We start from the raw sequence: 19815 nt of genomic DNA, 5'->3' as shown, positions 1-19815 counted from the left end.
GGTAATGCAGGCGTGTCAGCAGCGGTTTCGGCTGGCGATCCCGCTGCTGGCGGGGATTATGCTGTTTTATCCGCCCGCAGTATTGCCAGATGAGCCTCGATGCGTTTAACAAGCGCGTCAACACTGCCGTCATGGGCCAGCTCATGGAGTTGAACCCTGAAACCGATCGCTTTGATGGCTTCATCTTTTGCAATCGTGACCGTACCGTCAGTTTTTGGATAACCGCGATAGCTGTTCCACAGCGTGTAAGGGGAATCGTAGGTTCCGTTTTTACAGGCGGCGAAGAGGTAGATTTCAAGCAAGCTTGCTGCATTTTCTGGCGCTGTTTTCAACGAGCTGGCGAGCGGTTTTTCATCTTCGCCATATTGTTTGTTGCGCTGCTCCCAGGCCAGTTCGCTGTCCGTTACCAGGCGGAAATCAACAACGAAATCCTCGCTCCCCATTTTGCTGGCGGTCTGCTGGTGAGCGAAAACGAAGGAGGCATCCAGTAGCGGCAGAAAATCCCACTCCCAGCTGGTAAAAGGGTTGCTGTTACGCTGCGGCGGTGGGCTGAAGCTCCAGTGATCGCGGCGAAAAAACTCTGCCCCAAGGCGATAGGCGGTTTCATTGATGAGCGGCAGCATCTGCTGATAGTAGGCCGCACAAATCCGGTGCGCCTGGCGCACGACGCTAAATGGATCGGACATCAGGATTTTCCTTGTAAAGAGGGGAAGCCAGCCGACAGGTCGGCGTGATGAAGAGACGAAAGAAAGGGCTGCCACGGCAACAACGGCGCACGAATGCCATATAGCTCAAGGGCGCGCAGGCAATCGGCGACAATGCGTTGATCCTGCTCAGTCGGCCAGCCGCTGACGGGGTGTTCCATTTTTGCGCGAACCTCGCGCCACTCTGCGCCGTAAAAAGTGACCTCTTTGAACAAGGCCTTCAGGTTATCAAACAGTAAGGTAGCCTCCCTGGGCAGGTTGCCGACCGCGAAAAAATGCAGTGCCTGTTGGGCCTCTTCACTGTTTTTCCATGCGTAGATCTCCTTACACCACTGCTGTTGATACTGCTGACCACCCTCGGGTGGTTTGACTTCCACCATCAGCGTGGCGTGTTCGAAGGTCAGGACAACATCGGGCTCGGCATACTTGTCCTTTTCATTGATCCACGGCGCGACAGCGCTATCCAGCACATCAGGAAAGGGATATTTGGGCCAGAACGTAAGGGATTCAAACTTTCCCCACGGGCCTGTATCGGTAGCGAGCAGGGAGGAGAGTAAAGCCTGTATGGCTTCTTGTGAGAGGTAGCTTATTCGCCCCCAGAATGCGGCGGTTAAGAGATCTTCATAGTTTTGAAATACCGACCGCCAGCTTTGCGCGGCCTTAGCGCTCACATCCACGCGCCGTGCTTTGCTGTTCAAAATGGCATGTAACATTGTGGTTCCTTTCACAAAGTAGTGAGATGTAATAAACGGCAGGAGATCCCTTTCCTTTAATCTCCTGCGTGAGCCATGCCATTCTGGTAGTTATCGATTCGGCAACTTTGCCTTACACTCTGCGGGTCACGACGTAAGGAGAAGAGGATGAGTGAGTACTGGTGGAAAGATCTGCATGACCGTCAGGATCGCTGGCAGGGGCTGGAGCTGGTGGTGCGCGAGGGCAACGGTCAGGCGATGGAGATGCAGAGCGGCAACAACGGCCGCATGGCGTTGCAGGTCAATGGTGAACCCCTCTTCTGGGCGACGATGCTAAACGACCACTCCGGCGTCTGGCTGGTGTTTAACGCCGAGCACCCCGGCCAGGATCTGCTGCTGCCTGCCATCAGCTCGGCGGACGTAGAAAGCGCTAAACGAGCGGGCGAAGAGAACTGGATCAGCCACTGGTGCCGCTACTTTGCCCGTGAATTGATGGAAGCGCCCGTTCCACTGTTGCCGCCGCGCCGCTGGCTGCTGCGCCCGATGCTGGCGGCAAAGCCGAAGGCACCCTATGTTTGTGACCGCAAAGTGCCGCGCGATGAGTGGCGTTTTGAGACGCCCGACCACAGCACCTATATTGGCGTGAACTGGTCGCTCTACAGCGAAGATTTTCCCGATCTGCAAAACCCGGAGAAGGTGAAGTGGGTTGACTGGTGGTGGGGCGGTCATCTGCTGCTCAGCCGCTATCCGGTGGATGCCGAGTCCGGCCGCGTGAAGTGGTGGCGCAAGAAGTGCCGCGAAAACGCGCTGCCGCCGATTCTGGTGTGGTATATCGCCGGGCTGGCGTCGTTCGTCATCCTCGACGGCCACGACCGGTTACAGGCCGCGCTGGCAGAAGAGTATCAGCCGCAGTTTCTGGTGCTGAGCGAACTGAGTGAGCAGTCGTGGACGCCCAATGAAGCGTCGCGCGAAAAAGTCCTGCGTTCGCTGGCTATCCAGCAGGAGAGAAGCAAGAAAACCCCGGCCAATATCGATGCGATGAACCAGTCACTGATGAACCTCTACGACACGCGTTATCTCTACGCCCCGACGCACAGCCGCGCGGTGCTCGGTGATGGCTCCGGCTGGGAGCGTCAGGTGAAAACCTATCTGCAACGCCACCAGCTTGATGCGTTTATCGAAAAGATTATGGCGCGCGAAGAGTAGGCAAAGAGCGGCGAGTCAAACTACGGTGCAGGATAAAAAATAATGATGCACAAGCCCCACGCAGCCACCGCGTTAATCTTCCGCATAGTGAAGTGGGGCAGCCTGTTTGTGGTTTCACTCGCGCTGGTGCTCTTCTTTCTGCTCTGGCTGATGCTCTCCGGGCTGGGGGAAACGACGGTCTACACCGAGCGTAATCTGTGGGATTACCACGCATTAACCGAAAAGGCGATTGCACAGGCTCCTCGTATCACCACGACGTATCATCTGGAATTTCATAATGGTGACGGTTATCCCTCCATCAACAGCATTATTTTCGAGAATGCCAGCAAAGAGAGCGTCGAGGCGCTGCGGCAGTACGTTCAAACCCTCGGCTATGAGCGCGATCCGCATCCGATAACCAGTGCAGAAGAGTGGCGAAAACCCGGCAACCCCGCAGCAGATACTTTTTCACTCTATTACGATGCGCAAACCCGCCAGGCGACGTTAAGCATGATACTGCTACGTTAGTGAGTGCTTACTGGAGGCGCTATCGTCTGCGCTTACAAATATGTTTATCCCGATGGCCTCTGTAGCCGATGCACTCTCCTGTTTCCGGATCGACGTAATATTTAAACGGCGAGGGTAAAAATTGCTCACTGAAGGGTGCATCCAGCGGTGGCGCGATATTGGTATTGATTTCCCAGTACCGCTTGTTGTCACTTTCAACGAGCGAAGCCACGTGGTAGGCCTCATCCCAGCCGTTTTCGAAATTTTCATTCGCCCAGGCTTTCGCCGAGGCGAGGGCGGTTTTTTCGTCAATCATGCGTCTTTTCCTAAAGACAGAATTGGCTCATCATGAACTTTTTCAGCCAGTAAGCAAACCCATCCCGCTTCCCTGCGGGCCTGCAAATCCCTTATTTCACCGGCTGTAGCGCCGTTTTATCGACATACGGCTTCATCAGCGTATCCGCCTCTTTTTGTGCGGCGGCGGCCGCCGCTTCCGGCGTCACTTTCTCATCGTTCACCACCGCGGCGAGCTGGTTCTCCATCGCTTTGCGCACGGCGACGGTTTCATAAGTGGAGTACCACGGGTGCGCATACTGCAACTGCTCCAGCGCAATCGCCGCGCGCGGATCCTGCTTGAGATAAGCCTTCATCTCCGGCGTGTCGTAGGTCGCTTTCAGCGGCGAGAAGTAGCCGGTAAAGCGGCTCCACGCGCCGTTCACCTCCGGGCTGATGAGGTAGGTCATAAACTGATAAGCCGCTTTTTTCTGCGCGTCTGAGATGCCTTTAAAGCTCACCAGGCTGGCACCGCCAATCGGCACCGCGCGCTGCAGCTGGGCAGGCATCATCGCCACGCCCAGCTCAAACCCTTTGCTGTTCTCACGCATAAAGCCAAGCGCGCCGGTGCTCAGCATCGTCATCCCCACCTTGCCGGAGAAGAAGGCGGCGCTGATCTGTTTTGAGTTCAGCACGCCGGAGGGCATCACCTTCTCTTTGTAGATCAGATCCTGCCAGAAGCGCAGTGCGCCAATGGTGGTCGGCGCGTTGTAATAGACCTCGCCCGGGAAGTTCTCGTTGAAGTAATTGCCACCGTTGGCGCGTACCAGCGAGGAGAAGATCCAGCCGCCGTAATCGTCATTGGTAGAGGGGAGCATAATGCCCCACTGGCCTTTGCTCTGGTCCGTCAGCTTTTTCGCATCCTCCAGCAGCGTTTTCCAGTCTTGTGGCGGTTGCGTAATGCCCGCCTGCGCAAACAGCGTTTTGTTGTAGTAGAGGATTGGCGTCGAGTTGTGGAACGGGATGGCATAAGTTACGCCCATCACCTGCGCATTCTTCTGCATCGCAGGCCAGAAGGCGCTTTGCAGGAAATCGCCCGCTTTTTTATCGCCATATTTGAATAGCTCATCCATCGGCAGGATTTCATCTTTTAACGCCAGATCGGTAGTGAAGTTGGCGGACATGATCACCAGCGCAGGCGGCTGGCCCGCCTTCTGCGCAGACTCGGCTTTCATTTTGGTGGTGTCGTAGTTGCCGGTAAAAATGCCGCGCACCTCAACCTCTTTTTGCGAGTCGTTGAAGGCTTTGATGATGCGCGTCATCTCCATCGTTAGCTTGCCGTCGACCGGTGCCGGAAACATAAAGTCGATCTTCTCCTGCGCCGCCGCAGTGGCGCTTACCGCAAGGGTTATGCCGTAAGTAAGCGCTCGCATTAACTTATGCATGGTCTCTCTCCTGGTGTAAATTACGCTGCGTATCGGCAGCAAAAAGGTGGCAATCAAACGGTGAAAAACCGACGCTGAGCGTGTCCCCTTTGTTGGGAACATCGCCCCGGTGACGGCGGATATAGCGCAGGTTGCCGATGGGCGTGGTGACATGCAGCTGGTAATCAGCGCCCATCAGTTCGCGCTGGGTGACGGTGGCAGGCAGCATCAGATTGCCTGCTTCTGGCACATCAGAGATATGTTCCGGGCGAATGCCGAGCCACACCTCCGCATGATGACGGGCGTGAGCCGGCAACGGCAGGCGCTGCTCGCCCAGCAGCACATCGCCCCCGGCGCAGGGCAGCCGTTGCAGATTCATCGCCGGTGAGCCGATAAAGCCAGCGACAAACAGGTTCACCGGGTGCGCATAGAGCTCTTCCGGGCGGCCCACCTGCTGCACATGCCCGCCATTCATCACCACGATGCGGTCGGCCATCGACATCGCTTCGGTCTGATCGTGGGTGACGTAGATGGTGCTTATCTGTAACTGCTGGTGCATCGCCATAATGCTATCGCGCACGTCGCTGCGCAGGCGGGCATCAAGGTTGGAGAGCGGTTCATCCATCAAAAAGAGTTTCGGGTTGCGCACGATGGCGCGCGCCATCGCCACGCGCTGGCGCTGGCCGCCAGAAAGCTTGGCCGGTTTTCTCTCCAGCAGCGTATCGAGTTCCAGCATCTGCGCCACACGCTCCAGCCGCGGCTGCCAGCTTGCTCGCTCCTCATTGCGCACCTTCATGCCGAAGGTGATGTTGTCGCGCACGGAAAGATGCGGGAAGAGGGCGTAGTTCTGGAAGATCATCGCAAAGTTGCGATCGCGCGGCGAAAGGGTCGTGATCTGCTGGTTATCGAGCCAGATCTCCCCGCTGCTGACGCTCTCTAGTCCGGCGATCAGCCGCAGCAGCGTGCTTTTACCGCAGCCGGACGGGCCGACCAGCACCACAAATTCGCCGTCGGCAATCTCTAGCGAGACCGCACTCAGCGCCGCGTTGCCCTCAAAGCTTTTACTAACCTGATTGAGTCTTAACATGATCTTAGCGCTCATCCACCGGGCAGCTGATCTGTGGGTTGTAGAGCCACGGGCCGGGGTAGTGAGAAAGCGAATGCAGGTAACTGACCCACTGTTCGCCGACCTGGCGGTGCATCAGGCAGGCGGGCGGCGACATATCGTAATAGGGGCGAGTATCTTCGTGGCAGTACGGCACCTGGTGGACGGTGGCGGGAATGGTGGCAATCGTCGCCTGGCGATACTGGGTCATGGTCAGGCTGTGATTATGGCCACAGAAGATGCGCGTCAGCGCCGGGAAACGCTCAATCAGCTTTAACAGCAGATGGCCGTTTTCACAGGCGATACGATCCATCTGCGCATTGCCGAGCGGCAGCGGCGGGTGGTGCATAAACAGCGCGGTAGGCCGATCTCTACTCTGCGTAAGCTGCGCTTCCAGCCAGTTCAGCGTCTCCGGTGTCAGCCAGCCTTTTGACTCCCCGGTGAGACTGGAGTCAATAAACAGCAGGCGAGTGGGGAACTCATCAATCGCGTAACGCATATTGTGCGGATCGCTGCCCAGCTGTGGGCAGAGCGGGTGCATATACTCAAGAAAGTGCGCTTTGTCGTCGTGATTGCCGGGAATGACAAACAGCGGGTAATCGAGGCTGCCGAGCACCTGGCGCGCCACGCGGTACTCCGCAGGCTGGCCGCAGTTAACGATATCACCGCTGATGACCACCGCATCCGGGCGCTCGCGCAGGGCGTTTAGCTGGCACACCACATCGGCGTTACCGGCATTGACGTCAATAAACCCGTACAGCTTCTCATGCTGGCTGCGAAAGTGGGTGTCGGAAATTTGCGCTAAAAACATCACTGCACTCCTTATTTAATGCCGGAGAAGCCAAAGCTTCGAAGAAACTGTTTCTGGAACGCGATAAAGGCGATCATCAGCGGCAGGCAGACCATCAGCGTTCCGGCGCTGATCACCCCCCACTGCCCGCCGGACTCCGCGCCCATGGCGAAGGAGACCAGCCCGACCGTCAGCACCTGTTTATCGGGATCGTTGAGCATCATTAGCGGCCATAAATACTCGTTCCAGTGATAGGTAATGCTGACGGTGGCGAAGGCGAGCAGCGACGGCCAGGACATCGGCAACATCACGCGGAACAGCACCTGCCACCAGCGGCAGCCCTCCATTAGCGCCGCCTCTTCGATCTCTTTCGGGATGGCGAGAAAGGCCTGGCGCATCAGGAACACGCCAAACGCCGAGGTGAAGTAGGGCATCATCACGCCGGTTAAGGTGTTGAGCAGGCCGAAGGTTTTCAGCGTCAGCATATTGGGGATCATCATCACCACCGGCATGATCATCAGCTGCACCAGAAAGAGGACGAACAGCGTCTGCTTGCCGCGAAACTCATGGCAGGCAAAGACATACCCGGCGGTCGTGATGGTAAAAAGCTGCACGAAGAAGGTGCCGAAGGCGAAAATCAGCGTGTTGCCGTAGAGGCTCAGCCAGTCGGCGCTGTTCCACGCCTCGCTGAAGTTATCCAGCGTTAGCGGAAAGCGCGGCAGAATTGAGGCCATCTCTTCGCCGAAGGTGGTGGTGCTGAAAGCGGACGACAGCATCCAGATAAACGGGCTGACCCACAGCAGCGCCATGCAGCTCATCAGCAGCGCGAGGGTAAACGGACGGGAGTGGCGCAGACGCAGCCAGCGCGGGCGGGCAGCGGCGGCCGTCGAGTTGAGGGCAGGCGAGATCTCAACGCTCATAGTGCGCTCCTCTTTCCAGTAATTTCAGGTTAACCAGCGAAAAGATGAACAGGCCGACCAGCGTTAAAAAGGTGGCCGCCGACGCTTTACCGAGATCGTGCGTCTCCCAGGCGAGATTCTGGATGTAGTAGAGCAGCACGGTGGTGGCGTTGTCCGGCCCGCCGTGAGTCATCACCGCAACGTGATCGATCTGCGTTACGGAGTAGATCAGCGCCGTGGTGAGCACAAAGCTCAGGGTCGGACGCAGCAGCGGCAGCGTCACTTTGAAGAAAACCTGGGTCGGCGTTGCGCCCTCCATCACCGCCGCTTCGCGCGTGGAAGCGGGAATACCCTGCAAGCCGGCGAGAAAGAAGAGCATGTAGTAGCCAGCGAATTTCCATACGCCAATCAGCGCCAGCGCAAACAGCGCGCTGTTGCTGCGACCGAGCCAGTTGTTATTCATCGGCCCAAAAAGGGTGGCCAGGTAGTGATCGAGCATGCCGAGGCCGGGCATAAAGATAAACAGCCACAGCGCAGCCGCGCTGACCATCGGGATAATCATCGGGAAGAAAAAAGCGGTGCGCAGCCAGCGGTTGACGCGGTGGTTTTCCCATAGCGCGACGGCCAGCAGCAGCGCCAGCGTGACGCCCGGGATCACCGTCAGCAGGATATAGAGCAGGTTATTGAGCAGCGATTGCCAGAAGACACTGTCCTCCAGCAGGCGCGTAAAGTTAGCCGCACCGACAAAGGGCGGGTTGTCGCTCGCCATGCGCGTATCAAACAGGCTGTCGTAGACCGAGCGCAGCAGGGGAAAGTAGGTGAACAGCGCCAGGAACAGCAGCGACGGCGAGAGGATAAGCCAGGGAAGCCAGTACTTTTTCATAGTTGCCTGAAAAAAACGTCACGGGTTTCGAAAGCGGGCATTGTGTGAAACCAATGCTGCAAAAGCATGGCGTGCAGGTGACTGTTTAATGAACCGGCGGTACGGGGGAGGTGCCGGGTGGCGGCTGCGCCTTACCCGGCCTACGAAAAGCGAGGCATCAACACGTAGGCCCGATAAGCGTAAGCGCCATCGGGCAATGCGGGGAGATGCCGGGTGGCTGCTGCGCCTTACCCGGCCTACGAAAAGCACGGCTTCAACACGTAGGCCCGATAAGCGTAGCGCCATCGGGCAATGCTGGGAACATGCCGGGTGGCTGCTGCGCCTTACCCGGCCTACGAAAAGCGCGGCTTCAACACGTAGGCCCGATAAGCGAAGCGCCATCGGGCAATGCTGGGGAGATGCCGGGTGGCTGCTGCGCCTTACCCGGCCTACGAAAAGCGAGGCTTCAACGCGTAGGCCCGATAAGCGAAGCGCCATCGGGCAATGCAGGGGAGGAGCCGGGTGGCGGCTACGCCTTACCCGGCCTACGAAAAGCTCGGCTTCAACACGTAGGCCCGATAAGCGTAAGCGCCATCGGGCAATGCAGAGGAGATGCCGGGTGGCGGCTGCGCCTTACCCGGCCTACGAAAAGCGAGGGTTCAACGCGTAGGCCCGATAAGCGTAAGCGCCATCGGGCAATGCAGAAGGGTTACCGGTTAAACCTTAAAAATCCATCTTCACCGTGAACTGCACTTCACGCGGATCGCCAATCTGGTTACCCAGATTATTGGTGCCCATCGATGAGGTGTAATAGGTCTTATCAAACAGGTTTTTCAGGTTCAGTTGCAGCGTCACCGGGTAGCGCAGCTGCATTTTGTAAGCGGCAAAGGCGTCCGCGACGACATAGCCAGGCAGGTAGTAATCCGCGCCGTTGGTGGCCGAGCGGCGGCTGACGCCGTGCCCACCGCCGCCAAGGGTCAGCGTATTACCGGCGTAAACATTGTGAATGTCATAGGTCAGGAACAGCGAACCGGTGTGACGCGGCACGTTCGGCAGCGGTTTCCCGGCGTAGTCGGGATCTTCCAGCACTTTCGCCGCGGTATAGCTGTAGCTGGCGATCACATTCATATTCGGCGTCAGCGCACCTGCCACATCCATCTCAACGCCCTGGGAGCGCACGCGCCCGGCGGTTTTCGCTACCGTCTCATCGCCGACGATTTCGTTATACAGCACGTTGCGTTTGTGAATATCAAACGCCGTGATATTGGCGGTAACACCGTCGAAGAGGTCGAATTTGGCACCCACTTCATAGGATGTCGACGTTTCTGGCGGCAAGTCGCCGATATAGCTGGCAATGGACGACTGCGGCATAAAGGCTTTCGCCACGTTACCGAACAGTGAGATCGACGGCGTGAGTTTATAGACGAGGCCAAACTTCGGCGTCCACTGCTCATCGCTGCTGTCGGTGTTGACCTTAAACGGCCGCCCTTTGCCCGCATACTGGGTGTAATACTGGTAGCGCATCCCGGCGACCGCGATCCAGTTGTCCGTCAGATAGAGCGCATCCTGGGCATACGCCGAGTAGCTCTCTTGCTGGATGCGCTGATCGCTGTCGGAGGCCGAGACGGTTGTACATTTGCTCGCACGACCGTAGCTCGGGTTGTAAATATTGAAATCTTTCAGGTTCTTACAGCGGATCATATCGGTGCGCAGCAGATCGTAATTTTCATACGCGACGCCGGTGAGGATCTCGTTATAAAAGCCGCCGAGCGTCACGTTGCCCTGCAGATCGGCGCGCGTGGTGTGCATGCGCTGGGTCGATCCCTGCGTGGCATCCACCCGGCGCGTCAGCCCACCGGTGGCGGCGTTATAGGCCATCACCCGCGACTGGTTATCGCTGTATTTATCCTGGCTGAAACCGTACTCCAGCTTTCCGGTCCACTGGCTGTTAAAGCGGTATTCAGCGTTGAGCTGCGCGATATCAGATTCACCGTCAGTAATATTAAACGGCTCATCAAAACGGGTTTTACGATCGACATTGACCGGCTGTTTGGTCGCAAGATCGAAGATCGTGCCACGATCGAACGGCATCTGATAATCACGATGGGAGTAGAGCACGTTGATCGTGGCGTTATCGCCAAACCAGCTCAGCGAAGGGGCGATAAAGGTGCTTTTCTGCTTACCGAAATTACGCCAGTAATCTTCGTTCTGGTATTCGCCGATCAAGCGCCAGGCCAGCCGCGTGCCTTCGATCGGGCCGGTAACGTCAAACTCACCGGTGCCGCCGCCAAAGCTGCTGGAGGTGGCGGAAACGGAGCCACCAAAGGTGGTTTCCGGGCGTTTGGTCACCACGTTGATAAGCCCGCCGGGATCGAGAATGCCATACAGCGTTGAGGCCGGGCCTTTCAGCACTTCCACCCTGGAGACATCAGCGTTAAAACTGCGCGGCACCACGGTGCGCAGGCCGTTGGTCATTACCGAGCCGTCGCGGTTGGCACCAAAACCGCGGCGCACAAACGCATCCTGCGTGCCGCCAAGCGTGTTGGTCTGCACAACGTTGCTGACGTTGTACAGCGCTTCATCAAGCGTAGTGGCGTGTTGATCTTCCAGCACCTGGTCGCTGACGGTGTTCACCACTTGCGGAATATCCAGCAGCGGCATTGAGGTCAGGGTGGCGGTGGAGGAGCTGAGCGGCTGATACCCGGAGGTGGCCGGTTTATCGGCGGCGGCATCTGCCACTACCGTTACGGTGTCGCCCTCTTTGTTATCTGCGGCGTGCGTGAGTGGTGAAACGAGCGCGCCTAAAATGAGCGCAGAGAGGCGCGCGCGCCCTTTTTGCCCGGAATAACAACCCGTTAAATCTGCCATGTCTTCTTCTTTCCCGAAGCGTGCCTGCGTTACCGGCAGGCGTGAACGTTTTTTTATGGTTATTGCTGGTGGATAAAGCGTATCCGTTAGCCGTAGTGTGCGGCTTCGGATTTGTAATTGATAATCATTCAATCATGGGCTTATGTAGTAGTAAATGATAAAAGTGAGATATTCACTACAGAAGAAGCGCAGCGGTAAGAGGGCAGTTTGTGCAGTAGGTTTAGTTAATTAACTTATTAAAAATAAATAACTTAATGGCTCATTCTATTTTTCAAATATGCGGACGCAATCTGCCAGAGCGGCTAAGTGAACTAGCTGATTAGGATACTTGACTACTACAGTAGCAAACTGCAAAATTTCAAAAGAGAATGAGATTTATTTTTATTTGATGCTAACGCACGCGCGGGTAGCCACGCTGTTGCGGCGCAGGAGTCAACATGCCACAACACGTGGAACAACCTGAAAGCGGGCAAGGTATCGTGCTCGACCGCCTGTCGGCGGGCTATCACAAGCAGATAATTGTCGATGAGATCAGCCTGACCATTCCCCTCGGCAAAATGAGTGTGCTGGTGGGCGCAAACGGCTCCGGGAAATCCACCCTGCTCAGCACCATTGCCCGCATGCTGAAACCGCTGGGCGGCAGCGTGTTGCTGGATGGCAAAGCGATTCATCAGCAGCCGACAAAAGCCGTCTCCCGCCAGTTGGGCATCTTGCCGCAATCGCCGGTTGTGCCGGAAGGGCTGACGGTGTTTGAGCTGGTCGCGCGCGGGCGTTTTCCCTGGCAGAGCTTTATGCGCCAGTGGTCCCAGGAGGATGAAAACGCGGTACAGCAGGCGCTGGAAATGACCGGCACCGCCGGGTTTGCCCATCAGCCCGTGGATAGCCTCTCCGGCGGCCAGCGGCAGCGCTGCTGGATTGCGATGGCGCTGGCGCAGCAAACGCCGGTGATCCTACTTGATGAACCAACCACCTTCCTCGATCTTCGCTATCAGGTGGAGATCCTCGAACTGCTGCATACCTTAACCCGCGATCATGGCCGCACGGTGATTGTGGTGCTGCACGATCTTAACTTCGCGGTGAACTACGCCGACACGCTGATCTTCCTAAAGCAGGGACGTTTGCAAGGGGTGATCAACGAAGGCGAAGCCTGCACGCCGGAGCTGATCAAACGCGTGTTCGATGTCGAGGTACAGATGTCGGTTAACCCGTTGACCGGCAAGCCCTTCTTTATCCCCTTTCGCAAACCGGGCGGTAGCGGCGCATGATCATTCGTCACTCTGCGCGCGTGAGCATCGCCGCGCTTGGCCTGCTGGCATTAGTGATGATGGCGGCCATTGCCCACCTGGGACTTGGCGCGCGCTACATCGCACCGCCGACGGTGGTACAGGCGCTGATCGCCTTTGATCCGCACAATTTCGATCACCGGGTGATCATCAGCCTGCGTTTGCTGCGCCTCGTCGCCGCGATCTTTACCGGCGGCGCGTTGGGCGTTGCCGGAGCACTCTTGCAGTCGGTTATTCGCAACCCCTTAGGCGAGCCGCACATCCTCGGTTTGAATGCCGGAGCCGCGCTGGCGGTGGTGGCAACTACCGCGCTTGGCATCACGGTGGGCGATGCCGCCGTGAGCCGACCGCTGATTGCCGCCACCGGCGCGGCGATCCTCTTTTCGCTTGTGATGCTGCTCTGTTCAGCCGGGCGCGCTGGCTTCACGCCGATGAAGGTGACGCTCTGCGGCGTGGCGCTGTCGGCCTTTGCCTCGTCAATCACCGCCGCGATCCTGATCCTTGATGAGCAGACCCTGCTGAGCATGCGCACCTGGCTGGCTGGCGATCTTGCCGGGCTAAGCTGGGCGCAAATCACCCCTGCGGCGATGGCTGCCACCGCTGGCTTCGGGCTGGCGATTGGGCTGGCACCAGCACTGAATATGCTGGCGCTCGGTGATACGCTGGCGCGCGGCCTTGGTGTTTCGCTGACGCGCATTCGCCTGCTCTCCTTACTCGCCATTGCGCTGCTGTGCGGTGCGGCGGTCGCCATTGCCGGGCCGGTCGGGTTTGTCGGGCTGGTAGTGCCGCATATGGTGCGCCGCCTGGCGGGGAGCGATCTGCGCGTGGTGATCCCACTTTCCGCCCTTGGAGGCGCGGCGCTGCTGCTGCTGGCGGATATCGCCGCGCGAACGCTGCTGTCGCCACAGGAGCTGGCAACCGGGGTGATGACTGCGCTGGTCGGCGCGCCGCTGTTTATGCTGCTGGCGGCGAGGTTCTTCAAATGAGCCACCAACTGCATCGTGCCGGGCTGCGTGCGTTTCGGATTGGCGGCTTCTCCCGCCTGCTGCGCCCGCGCGCGCTGCTGTGGCTAAGCGGCCTGCTGCTGCTGGCGCTGGGGCTACTGCTGTTTGGCGTTTCGCACGGATCGCTGCCCGTGCCGACATCAAACCTTGCCCGGGCGCTGTTTATGCCGCAGATGCTCAGCGGCGAGCAGCACTATGTGGTGTGGGATCTGCGCCTGCCGCGGCTCTGCATGGCGCTGCTCTGCGGAGCGATGCTCGGCATGGCGGGCGCGGCGATGCAATCCATGACGCGCAATGGGCTGGCGGATCCGGGCTTAATTGGCGTTAAAGAGGGGGCCAGCGTTGCGGTGTTAACGCTGGTGTTCAGCTTTCCGGCGGTGAGCGTTGTCTGGCGCCCGCTGGCGGGAATGGCGGGCGGCCTGCTTGCCGCCGGGCTGGTGATCGCGCTGGCGCGCGATGTCTCCCGACCGCGCTTTGTGCTGCTGGGTATTGGCCTCTCCTGGACTTTCGCCGCCGGTATCGGCCTCTTTATGACCACCGCCGATGTGCGCGACGTACAGACCGCGATGCTGTGGCTGGCGGGCAGTTTACAGGCTGCCAGCTGGCCGCTGCTGGGTGTGGCGCTCTGCTGGGCGCTGCCTGCGGCGCTTATTTTGCTGCTCACCGCCCGCGCGGCGGATGTCGCGCAGCTCGGCAACCAGGCAGCAACCGGGCTGGGCGTGCGGCTGATGCTGCTTAACGGCCTGCGGGTGTTCGCGCCGGTGTTGCTGACCGCAGCCAGCGTCTCCTGCGTCGGCAGCCTCGGCTTTGTCGGGCTGATTGCCCCGCATATGGCGCGCTTTCTGCTGCGCGGCGGTGAGCGCGCGCTGCTCTGGGGCAGCGCAGTGCTCGGTGGTTTGCTGATGCTCGCCGCCGATACGATTGGGCGGCTGGCGTTTGCGCCACTGCAACTTCCCGCCGGGATTGTGATTGCGCTGGTGGGCGGCCCCTTTTTCCTGCTGCTGCTCTGGCAGCGGCGCGATCGCTTGTAACCTTAAGGAGTTCTATGCGCTTCCTCTTCTCCCTGCTGCTGCTGGCCGGTTTCGCCGCCGCGGCCGCAGAGCCAACGCAGACTTTCACCGACGATTTAGGGCGCGTGGTCAAGGTACCGCAGCACCCAAAACGCATTGTCTCGCTGCACGATCTTGATATCACCATTCCGCTAATTGAGCTTGGCGTGCCGCCGGTCGCCAGCCACGGACGTACGCAGGCGGATGGTCGCCACGTGTTACGCTCCGGCGCGCTGTTAACCGGCGTCGACTTTGATAACTCTGACATCCGCTTTATTGGCTCCGCCGATATCGATATGGAAGCCGTTGCAGCAGCAAAACCCGATTTGATCATTACCGAGCCAAGCCGTAATACGCCTGTAGAGCAACTGGCGAAGATCGCGCCCACGGTGAGCATCGATCATCTGCAGGGCGGCGCACCGGAGATCTACCGCAAGCTGGCGCAGCTGACCGGCACGCAGGCACGGCTGGCGATCCTGATGCGGCGCTATCAGGAGCAGATTGCGGCGCTGAAAAAGACCATTGATACCCGCAAGATAACGGTGTCGGTTATCCAGGCCAACAACGGCAAAATCAACGTCTTACACAGCTACCACTCGCTGGGCCGCGTGCTGCGGGATGCCGGTTTTCGCTTCCCGCCGCTTATCGACAGCATTCCTGAAGGCGGGCGGATGGATGTCAACGCCGAGCGGCTACCGGAGCTGGATGCGGACTTTGTCTTTGCGACATGGCGCGGCGATACCGGCGGCACGCCGCAGGATGAGATGGCTGCCATGAACGCGGTGATGCCCGGCTGGTGCGATTTCCTCACTGCCTGTCACAACGGGCGCTATGTACTGATTTCACGGGAAGAGGCGATCTCTAACTCCTTTGCCTCGTTAAGCCTGATGGTGGCGCAGGTGCAGTCGCAGATTGCCGGGCGACCGCTGCCGCAACAAGGGAAGTGAACATGCAGAACGCAAAGCGGGCCAGAAGCCGCGTCGATGTCTACGGCGAGCGTTTTCGCGCGCGGGCGCAGACGCTGTCACCGCGTTTGCAGGCGGTGGCGCGTTATATCCACGATCATCGCGAAGCGGTGCTGGAGCAGACGGCGATGGAGATTGCTGCCGCCACCCACACCTCTGACGCCACCGTGGTGCGGGCAATTCAGGCGCTGGGCTTTGCCGGGCTGCGCGATCTGAAGCAGACGCTGGAGCAGTGGTTTGGCCCGGCGGCGTCGTCGGCCGAGAAGATGAGCACCACGGTGAATGCGCTCGCCTGCGACGTCAATTCAGGCATCGATTTTGTCCTCGAAGGGCATCAGCACACCTGCGACGTGCTCTCCGCGCCTGCCAACCGTTACGCTATTGCGCAGGCGGTGGCACTGCTGGTCGATGCCCGTCAGGTGGCGATTTTCGGCATTGGCGCATCGGGGATCCTGGCGGAGTACAGCGCGCGGCTTTTCAACCGCATCGGCTTACCCGCTATTGAACTTAACCGCACCGGCATCGCGCTCTCCGAGCAGCTGATTGGGCTACAGCGCGGCGATGTGCTGGTGATGATGGCGCAGAAATCGGCGCACCGCGAAGGGCTGACCACGCTGAAAGAGGCGCGGCGGCTCGGTATTCCGGTGATCCTGCTGACCAACGCCGTCGACTCGCGCTTCAGCCAGCAAGCGGATGTGGTGATCCATGTCCCGCGCGGCGGCGAGAAGGGCAAAATCCCGCTGCACGGCACGGTGTTGCTCTGCCTGGAGATGATTGTGCTGTCGGTAGCGTCAGCCAATTCGCAGCGGGCGATTAAAACGGTGAAACGCATCAATGAGTTTCACCGGGGTTTAAAGCCGGGCGGGAAAAAGGGGTGAGCGCGCCGGTTATCCTTCTGACTGTGATCCTTTTATGAGAATAGTTCTCAATAGCATTGAAGCAGCCGGGTGCGGATGGTAAGGTGTAGGCCGTTTCGCCCGGCGTGGGGCCTGGGTTTGATCGAGAGCGAACGGCTGCCGGTTATGCAAAAAAGAGACTTTTCCGTTGAAGATTTTATCGGCTTTGGCGAGCGCTACGGCATAGATTATCGCTTTCCGGCGCTGGCTTCCTGCCGCTCGCTGAGCGAAGAGCGACGCATCGTGATCCAGGGCGATGTGCAGGAGATGCGCTTCTCCAGCGGCCTGAACCTGACCCGCTCCGACATTCGCGTTCTGCAACCCTATGAAACCACCTCCCTGCACAGTTGCCCGCTCTATATGCTGGTAGTTCTGGAAGGCAGCGTAATGCTGCGCCTCAACGGCGAGGAGTTTATCGTCCGCTCCGGCATGGCCTTTACCTCGCGCCTGAGCGAGCAGCAGGTGATGAATGCCCGTCATCTGGCGGATAACTCCCTGCGCACGCTGTCGCTCGGCGTTGATCCGGCCAGCTGCCAGCGCTCGCCGCTACTTACCGCGCTGCTGGAGCAGTGGGAATCCCACGGTGCGCCAACCTTTTTATGGCAGGTGCCCGAGTTTCTGCTCTCCGGTTTACAACAGAGCCAGCTTTCGACGCTGCCCGCACTGTCGCGCGAACTGATCCTCGAAGGGGTGATGCTGCAACTGGTCGGGCACGCGCTGTCACAGCGGATGGCGGGCGTTGAACGCTGTACGCGCGCCTGCGGCGGTGAGGGGCAACGGCTTGAGTCGGTGCGCCGTTTGCTCGAGCAGCAGCCGGAAAAAGAGTACACCCTGACCGCGCTGGCGCAGCTGGCGGCGATGAGCACCAGCAGCCTGCGGGTGAAGTTCCGCCAGGCGTATGGCCACTCGGTGTTTGACTATCTGCGCGACTGCCGCCTGGCGCTGGCCCGGCGCTACCTCGTCCAGGGTTATAGCGTGCAGCAAGCGGCCTGGATGTCGGGCTATCAACACGCCACCAATTTTTCTACCGCTTTTCGCCGCCGGTATGGCATCGCGCCGAGTGAAGCGCGACAGCCGATCGCCTCCCCGTAGACCTTTTCTCTCGCCCTGCACGCCATTTTGTCACCGCGCATATGTGAATTGTCATTGCGCATAGCTATTGGCGAATCCAAAAGGGTAATAATTCTTATTTACAATAATAACCGCTTCTGGAGAGTTTCATGTTCGCAAAAACGCGACTGGCATTGATGATTGGCTGCATAACCGGTGGGATGAGCGTTTCGGCGCTGGCGCAGGAAAACGCTAAAGATACTGTGGTGGTAACGTCGCAGGTGCAGAGCGGCGCGACCAAGCTTGAGACGCCGGATATCGAAACGCCGCAGGCGGTCTCGATCGTCACGCGCCAGCAGTATGAAGAGCAGGGCGCAACCAGCGTGCGCCAGGCCGTCAGCTATACACCGGGCGTCTACAGCAACCAAATTGGCGCCTCTAACCGCTTTGATTACATCGTGCTGCGCGGCTTTTCCGACGGCAGCCTCGATAATGTCTATCTCGACGGGCTGAAGATGATGGGCGACACCAACTCCCACAGCTCGCTGGTGATCGACCCGTGGTTTTTAGACAGCGTGGAAGTGGTGCGCGGCCCGGCATCTGTGCTCTATGGCCGCTCGTCGCCGGGCGGCATTGTGGCGCTGAACTCGCGCAAACCGTCGTTCGATCCGGGCGGTGAAGTGAAACTCTTCGCGGGCAATAACAACCAGCGCGGCGCGGCGTTTGATGTGACCGGGCCGGTGGATGATAACGATCGCGTGGCGGTGCGTTTAACCGGTATGACCCGCTATGCCGACTCCCAGTTTGATCACCTGAAAGAGCAGCGTTACGCCATCGCGCCGAGCGTCACTTGGCGTATTACCGACAGCACGCGCCTCGATGTGATGGCCTATCTGCATCGCGATCCGGAAGGCGGCAGCCACTCTGGCCTGCCCTATGAAGGCACCGTAGTGCCGCACGCCGGGGGCAAAATCTCCAACACCTTCTTTGAGGGCGAAGACAAGTACGACAAGTACAAACGCCGTGAAAACATGGTCGGCTATAACTTTGAGCACATGTTTGACAGCGGCTGGTCGGTGCGCCAGAAGCTGCGTTACCTGCGTACCAAAGTCGATCTCAATCAGGTTTATGCCTCAGGCTGGCTGAATGAGACCGAGCTGAACCGCGGTTACTCCGGCTCAGATGAGTCCCTCTCGGCTGTGACGCTGGATAACCAGCTTGATGGCAGCGTCGATACCGGTGCCATCAACCACCGTCTGCTGGTGGGCGTTGATTATCAGCATCGCAATAACAACGTCACCTCATCCTATGGCAGCTTCCCGGCGATCGATGCCTTTAACCCGGTTTACGGTGCCGATCCGCTCTCAATTTCCGTGTATGGCCGTGAAAAGCATAAACTGGAGCAGACCGGGATCTATGTGCAGGATCAGATGTCGCTCGATCGCTGGCGCCTGACCCTCGGCGGCCGTCACGATCAGGTGAAGATCACTAACAGCAATAAGATCGGTGACACTCACGATACGCTGGAGAAAGACCATATCAGCAGCCGTGCGGCACTGATGTACCTCTTCGACAGCGGATTTGCGCCCTACGTAAGCTACTCGACGGCCTTTACGCCGACCAGCTTTACCGATGAGAACGGCAAGATCCTGCAACCGATGAAGGGCAAGCAGTGGGAAGCGGGGCTGAAGTTCCAGCCGGAAGGTTCGCAGACCATGTACAGCGCCTCGGTCTACCGCATCAACCAGAACAATATCGCCACCAAAGTGGAGCCGACCGATCCCTACCGCGCTATTGGTGAGATTGAATCGGAAGGGGTTGAACTGGAAGCGGTGGGTCAGCTGACGGATAACCTGCGCTTACAAGCGGCTTACACCTATAACGACATTCGTTATAAGAAAAGCAGCCCCGAGGAGCAGGGCAAACGCGCGGTTTACGCCCCGCGCAACCAGGCCAGCGCCTGGCTGAGCTATGACGTGAAAGCGGGTGCGCTGAATGGCCTGACCCTCGGTTCCGGCGTGCGGTATGTTAACGGCATCACCTCCGATCGTGAGAATACCCACACGCTGCCCTCCTACACGCTGGTGGATCTGGCCGTCGGGTACGATCTGTCGAATGTTGGGCTGAAAGGGCTGAGCGCGCAGGTGAACGTGAATAACCTCACCGACAAGCGCTATGTCGCCTCGTGTAACTCTGCTAATTACTGCTACTTTGGCGCCGAGCGCAGCATCGTCGGCAGCCTCTCTTACGCATTCTGAT

The 19815-nt window shown here is 58.7% G+C and carries 18 protein-coding genes; 9 read left to right on the top strand and 9 right to left on the bottom strand.

What is annotated here, in order from left to right; translation table 11 throughout:
- Positions 1 to 56 precede the first annotated feature (56 nt).
- Together BWI95_RS02685 and BWI95_RS02680 are read right to left on the bottom strand one after the other, a co-directional pair.
- The gene (locus tag BWI95_RS02685) at positions 57 to 686 is read right to left on the bottom strand and encodes a hypothetical protein (RefSeq protein WP_076768961.1); all 630 of its coding nucleotides are present in this window, start codon (positions 684 to 686) and stop codon (positions 57 to 59) included.
- Positions 686 to 1417, bottom strand: coding sequence for a hypothetical protein (locus tag BWI95_RS02680; RefSeq protein WP_076768960.1), 732 nt, complete (start codon positions 1415 to 1417; stop codon positions 686 to 688). The genes BWI95_RS02685 and BWI95_RS02680 overlap by 1 nt, the downstream gene beginning before the upstream one ends.
- A 147-nt stretch (positions 1418 to 1564) precedes the next feature.
- Between BWI95_RS02680 and BWI95_RS02675 the strand changes: the two genes are divergently transcribed.
- Both BWI95_RS02675 and BWI95_RS02670 read left to right on the top strand, forming a co-directional pair.
- Positions 1565 to 2602 carry a hypothetical protein gene (locus BWI95_RS02675; RefSeq protein ID WP_054804511.1) on the top strand — a complete coding sequence of 346 codons (1038 nt, stop codon included), beginning with the start codon at positions 1565 to 1567 and terminating at the stop codon, positions 2600 to 2602.
- A 42-nt stretch (positions 2603 to 2644) separates the two neighbouring features.
- Positions 2645 to 3109, top strand: coding sequence for a hypothetical protein (locus BWI95_RS02670; RefSeq protein ID WP_054804510.1), 465 nt, complete (start codon positions 2645 to 2647; stop codon positions 3107 to 3109).
- A 19-nt stretch (positions 3110 to 3128) separates the two neighbouring features.
- On the opposite strand, the gene BWI95_RS02665 is transcribed toward BWI95_RS02670, so the two are convergent.
- The 7 genes from BWI95_RS02665 to BWI95_RS02635 all read right to left on the bottom strand — a co-directional run bounded on the left by BWI95_RS02665 (position 3129) and on the right by BWI95_RS02635 (position 11309).
- Positions 3129 to 3404 carry a hypothetical protein gene (locus tag BWI95_RS02665; RefSeq protein WP_076768959.1) on the bottom strand — a complete coding sequence of 92 codons (276 nt, stop codon included), beginning with the start codon at positions 3402 to 3404 and terminating at the stop codon, positions 3129 to 3131.
- A gap of 91 nt (positions 3405 to 3495) precedes the next feature.
- Positions 3496 to 4806, bottom strand: coding sequence for an ABC transporter substrate-binding protein (locus BWI95_RS02660; RefSeq protein WP_076768958.1), 1311 nt, complete (start codon positions 4804 to 4806; stop codon positions 3496 to 3498).
- Positions 4799 to 5872 carry an ABC transporter ATP-binding protein gene (locus BWI95_RS02655; protein ID WP_054804527.1) on the bottom strand — a complete coding sequence of 358 codons (1074 nt, stop codon included), beginning with the start codon at positions 5870 to 5872 and terminating at the stop codon, positions 4799 to 4801. The genes BWI95_RS02660 and BWI95_RS02655 overlap by 8 nt, the downstream gene beginning before the upstream one ends.
- 4 nt (positions 5873 to 5876) lie before the next feature.
- Entirely contained in the window at positions 5877 to 6701 is an 825-nt protein-coding gene (locus tag BWI95_RS02650; RefSeq protein ID WP_054804509.1) for a phosphodiesterase, read from the bottom strand.
- A gap of 11 nt (positions 6702 to 6712) precedes the next feature.
- Positions 6713 to 7600 carry a carbohydrate ABC transporter permease gene (locus BWI95_RS02645; RefSeq protein WP_054804508.1) on the bottom strand — a complete coding sequence of 296 codons (888 nt, stop codon included), beginning with the start codon at positions 7598 to 7600 and terminating at the stop codon, positions 6713 to 6715.
- A complete protein-coding gene (locus BWI95_RS02640; protein ID WP_076768957.1) occupies positions 7590 to 8462 on the bottom strand; it encodes a carbohydrate ABC transporter permease in 873 nt (290 codons plus the stop codon). Before BWI95_RS02640 ends, BWI95_RS02645 begins: the two co-directional genes overlap by 11 nt.
- 702 nt (positions 8463 to 9164) lie before the next feature.
- Positions 9165 to 11309 carry a TonB-dependent siderophore receptor gene (locus tag BWI95_RS02635; protein ID WP_054804676.1) on the bottom strand — a complete coding sequence of 715 codons (2145 nt, stop codon included), beginning with the start codon at positions 11307 to 11309 and terminating at the stop codon, positions 9165 to 9167.
- Positions 11310 to 11746: 437 nt separating this feature from the next.
- On the opposite strand from BWI95_RS02635, the gene BWI95_RS02630 reads away from it, so the two are divergent.
- From BWI95_RS02630 to foxA, 7 genes are all read left to right on the top strand, one after another.
- Positions 11747 to 12574: an ABC transporter ATP-binding protein gene (locus BWI95_RS02630; protein ID WP_054804675.1), complete on the top strand. Its 828-nt coding sequence runs from the start codon at positions 11747 to 11749 to the stop codon at positions 12572 to 12574.
- Complete coding sequence (locus BWI95_RS02625) at positions 12571 to 13578, top strand: FecCD family ABC transporter permease (RefSeq protein ID WP_054804674.1); 1008 nt, start codon at positions 12571 to 12573, stop codon at positions 13576 to 13578. The genes BWI95_RS02630 and BWI95_RS02625 overlap by 4 nt, the downstream gene beginning before the upstream one ends.
- Positions 13575 to 14627, top strand: a complete 1053-nt coding sequence (locus BWI95_RS02620) for a FecCD family ABC transporter permease (protein ID WP_076768956.1) — start codon at positions 13575 to 13577, stop codon at positions 14625 to 14627. Before BWI95_RS02625 ends, BWI95_RS02620 begins: the two co-directional genes overlap by 4 nt.
- Positions 14628 to 14641: 14 nt before the next feature.
- Entirely contained in the window at positions 14642 to 15592 is a 951-nt protein-coding gene (locus tag BWI95_RS02615) for an iron-siderophore ABC transporter substrate-binding protein (RefSeq protein ID WP_054802746.1), read from the top strand.
- 2 nt (positions 15593 to 15594) lie between these two features.
- Complete coding sequence (locus BWI95_RS02610) at positions 15595 to 16488, top strand: MurR/RpiR family transcriptional regulator (protein ID WP_054802747.1); 894 nt, start codon at positions 15595 to 15597, stop codon at positions 16486 to 16488.
- A 144-nt stretch (positions 16489 to 16632) separates the two neighbouring features.
- Positions 16633 to 17598: a helix-turn-helix transcriptional regulator gene (locus BWI95_RS02605; RefSeq protein ID WP_054802832.1), complete on the top strand. Its 966-nt coding sequence runs from the start codon at positions 16633 to 16635 to the stop codon at positions 17596 to 17598.
- A 128-nt stretch (positions 17599 to 17726) separates the two neighbouring features.
- Entirely contained in the window at positions 17727 to 19814 is a 2088-nt protein-coding gene (gene foxA / locus BWI95_RS02600) for a ferrioxamine B receptor FoxA (protein ID WP_076768955.1), read from the top strand.
- Position 19815 lies beyond the last annotated feature (1 nt).

The sequence above is a fragment of the Kosakonia cowanii JCM 10956 = DSM 18146 genome (assembly GCF_001975225.1).
GTDB classification, from domain to species: domain Bacteria; phylum Pseudomonadota; class Gammaproteobacteria; order Enterobacterales; family Enterobacteriaceae; genus Kosakonia; species Kosakonia cowanii.
Note: the sequence above shows the minus strand (reverse complement) of the source record. Positions and strands in the feature narration are given on the sequence as shown.

What these genes read in the sequence shown, in the direction of transcription:
- BWI95_RS02685 (WP_076768961.1), bottom strand. Translation starts at nt 686, where the DNA reads ATGTCCGATCCATTTAGCGTCGTGCGCCAGGCGCACCGGATTTGTGCG.
- BWI95_RS02680 (WP_076768960.1), bottom strand. Translation starts at nt 1,417, where the DNA reads ATGTTACATGCCATTTTGAACAGCAAAGCACGGCGCGTGGATGTGAGC.
- BWI95_RS02675 (WP_054804511.1), top strand. Translation starts at nt 1,565, where the DNA reads ATGAGTGAGTACTGGTGGAAAGATCTGCATGACCGTCAGGATCGCTGG.
- BWI95_RS02670 (WP_054804510.1), top strand. Translation starts at nt 2,645, where the DNA reads ATGATGCACAAGCCCCACGCAGCCACCGCGTTAATCTTCCGCATAGTG.
- BWI95_RS02665 (WP_076768959.1), bottom strand. Translation starts at nt 3,404, where the DNA reads ATGATTGACGAAAAAACCGCCCTCGCCTCGGCGAAAGCCTGGGCGAAT.
- BWI95_RS02660 (WP_076768958.1), bottom strand. Translation starts at nt 4,806, where the DNA reads ATGCATAAGTTAATGCGAGCGCTTACTTACGGCATAACCCTTGCGGTA.
- BWI95_RS02655 (WP_054804527.1), bottom strand. Translation starts at nt 5,872, where the DNA reads ATGTTAAGACTCAATCAGGTTAGTAAAAGCTTTGAGGGCAACGCGGCG.
- BWI95_RS02650 (WP_054804509.1), bottom strand. Translation starts at nt 6,701, where the DNA reads ATGTTTTTAGCGCAAATTTCCGACACCCACTTTCGCAGCCAGCATGAG.
- BWI95_RS02645 (WP_054804508.1), bottom strand. Translation starts at nt 7,600, where the DNA reads ATGAGCGTTGAGATCTCGCCTGCCCTCAACTCGACGGCCGCCGCTGCC.
- BWI95_RS02640 (WP_076768957.1), bottom strand. Translation starts at nt 8,462, where the DNA reads ATGAAAAAGTACTGGCTTCCCTGGCTTATCCTCTCGCCGTCGCTGCTG.
- BWI95_RS02635 (WP_054804676.1), bottom strand. Translation starts at nt 11,309, where the DNA reads ATGGCAGATTTAACGGGTTGTTATTCCGGGCAAAAAGGGCGCGCGCGC.
- BWI95_RS02630 (WP_054804675.1), top strand. Translation starts at nt 11,747, where the DNA reads ATGCCACAACACGTGGAACAACCTGAAAGCGGGCAAGGTATCGTGCTC.
- BWI95_RS02625 (WP_054804674.1), top strand. Translation starts at nt 12,571, where the DNA reads ATGATCATTCGTCACTCTGCGCGCGTGAGCATCGCCGCGCTTGGCCTG.
- BWI95_RS02620 (WP_076768956.1), top strand. Translation starts at nt 13,575, where the DNA reads ATGAGCCACCAACTGCATCGTGCCGGGCTGCGTGCGTTTCGGATTGGC.
- BWI95_RS02615 (WP_054802746.1), top strand. Translation starts at nt 14,642, where the DNA reads ATGCGCTTCCTCTTCTCCCTGCTGCTGCTGGCCGGTTTCGCCGCCGCG.
- BWI95_RS02610 (WP_054802747.1), top strand. Translation starts at nt 15,595, where the DNA reads ATGCAGAACGCAAAGCGGGCCAGAAGCCGCGTCGATGTCTACGGCGAG.
- BWI95_RS02605 (WP_054802832.1), top strand. Translation starts at nt 16,633, where the DNA reads ATGCAAAAAAGAGACTTTTCCGTTGAAGATTTTATCGGCTTTGGCGAG.
- foxA (WP_076768955.1), top strand. Translation starts at nt 17,727, where the DNA reads ATGTTCGCAAAAACGCGACTGGCATTGATGATTGGCTGCATAACCGGT.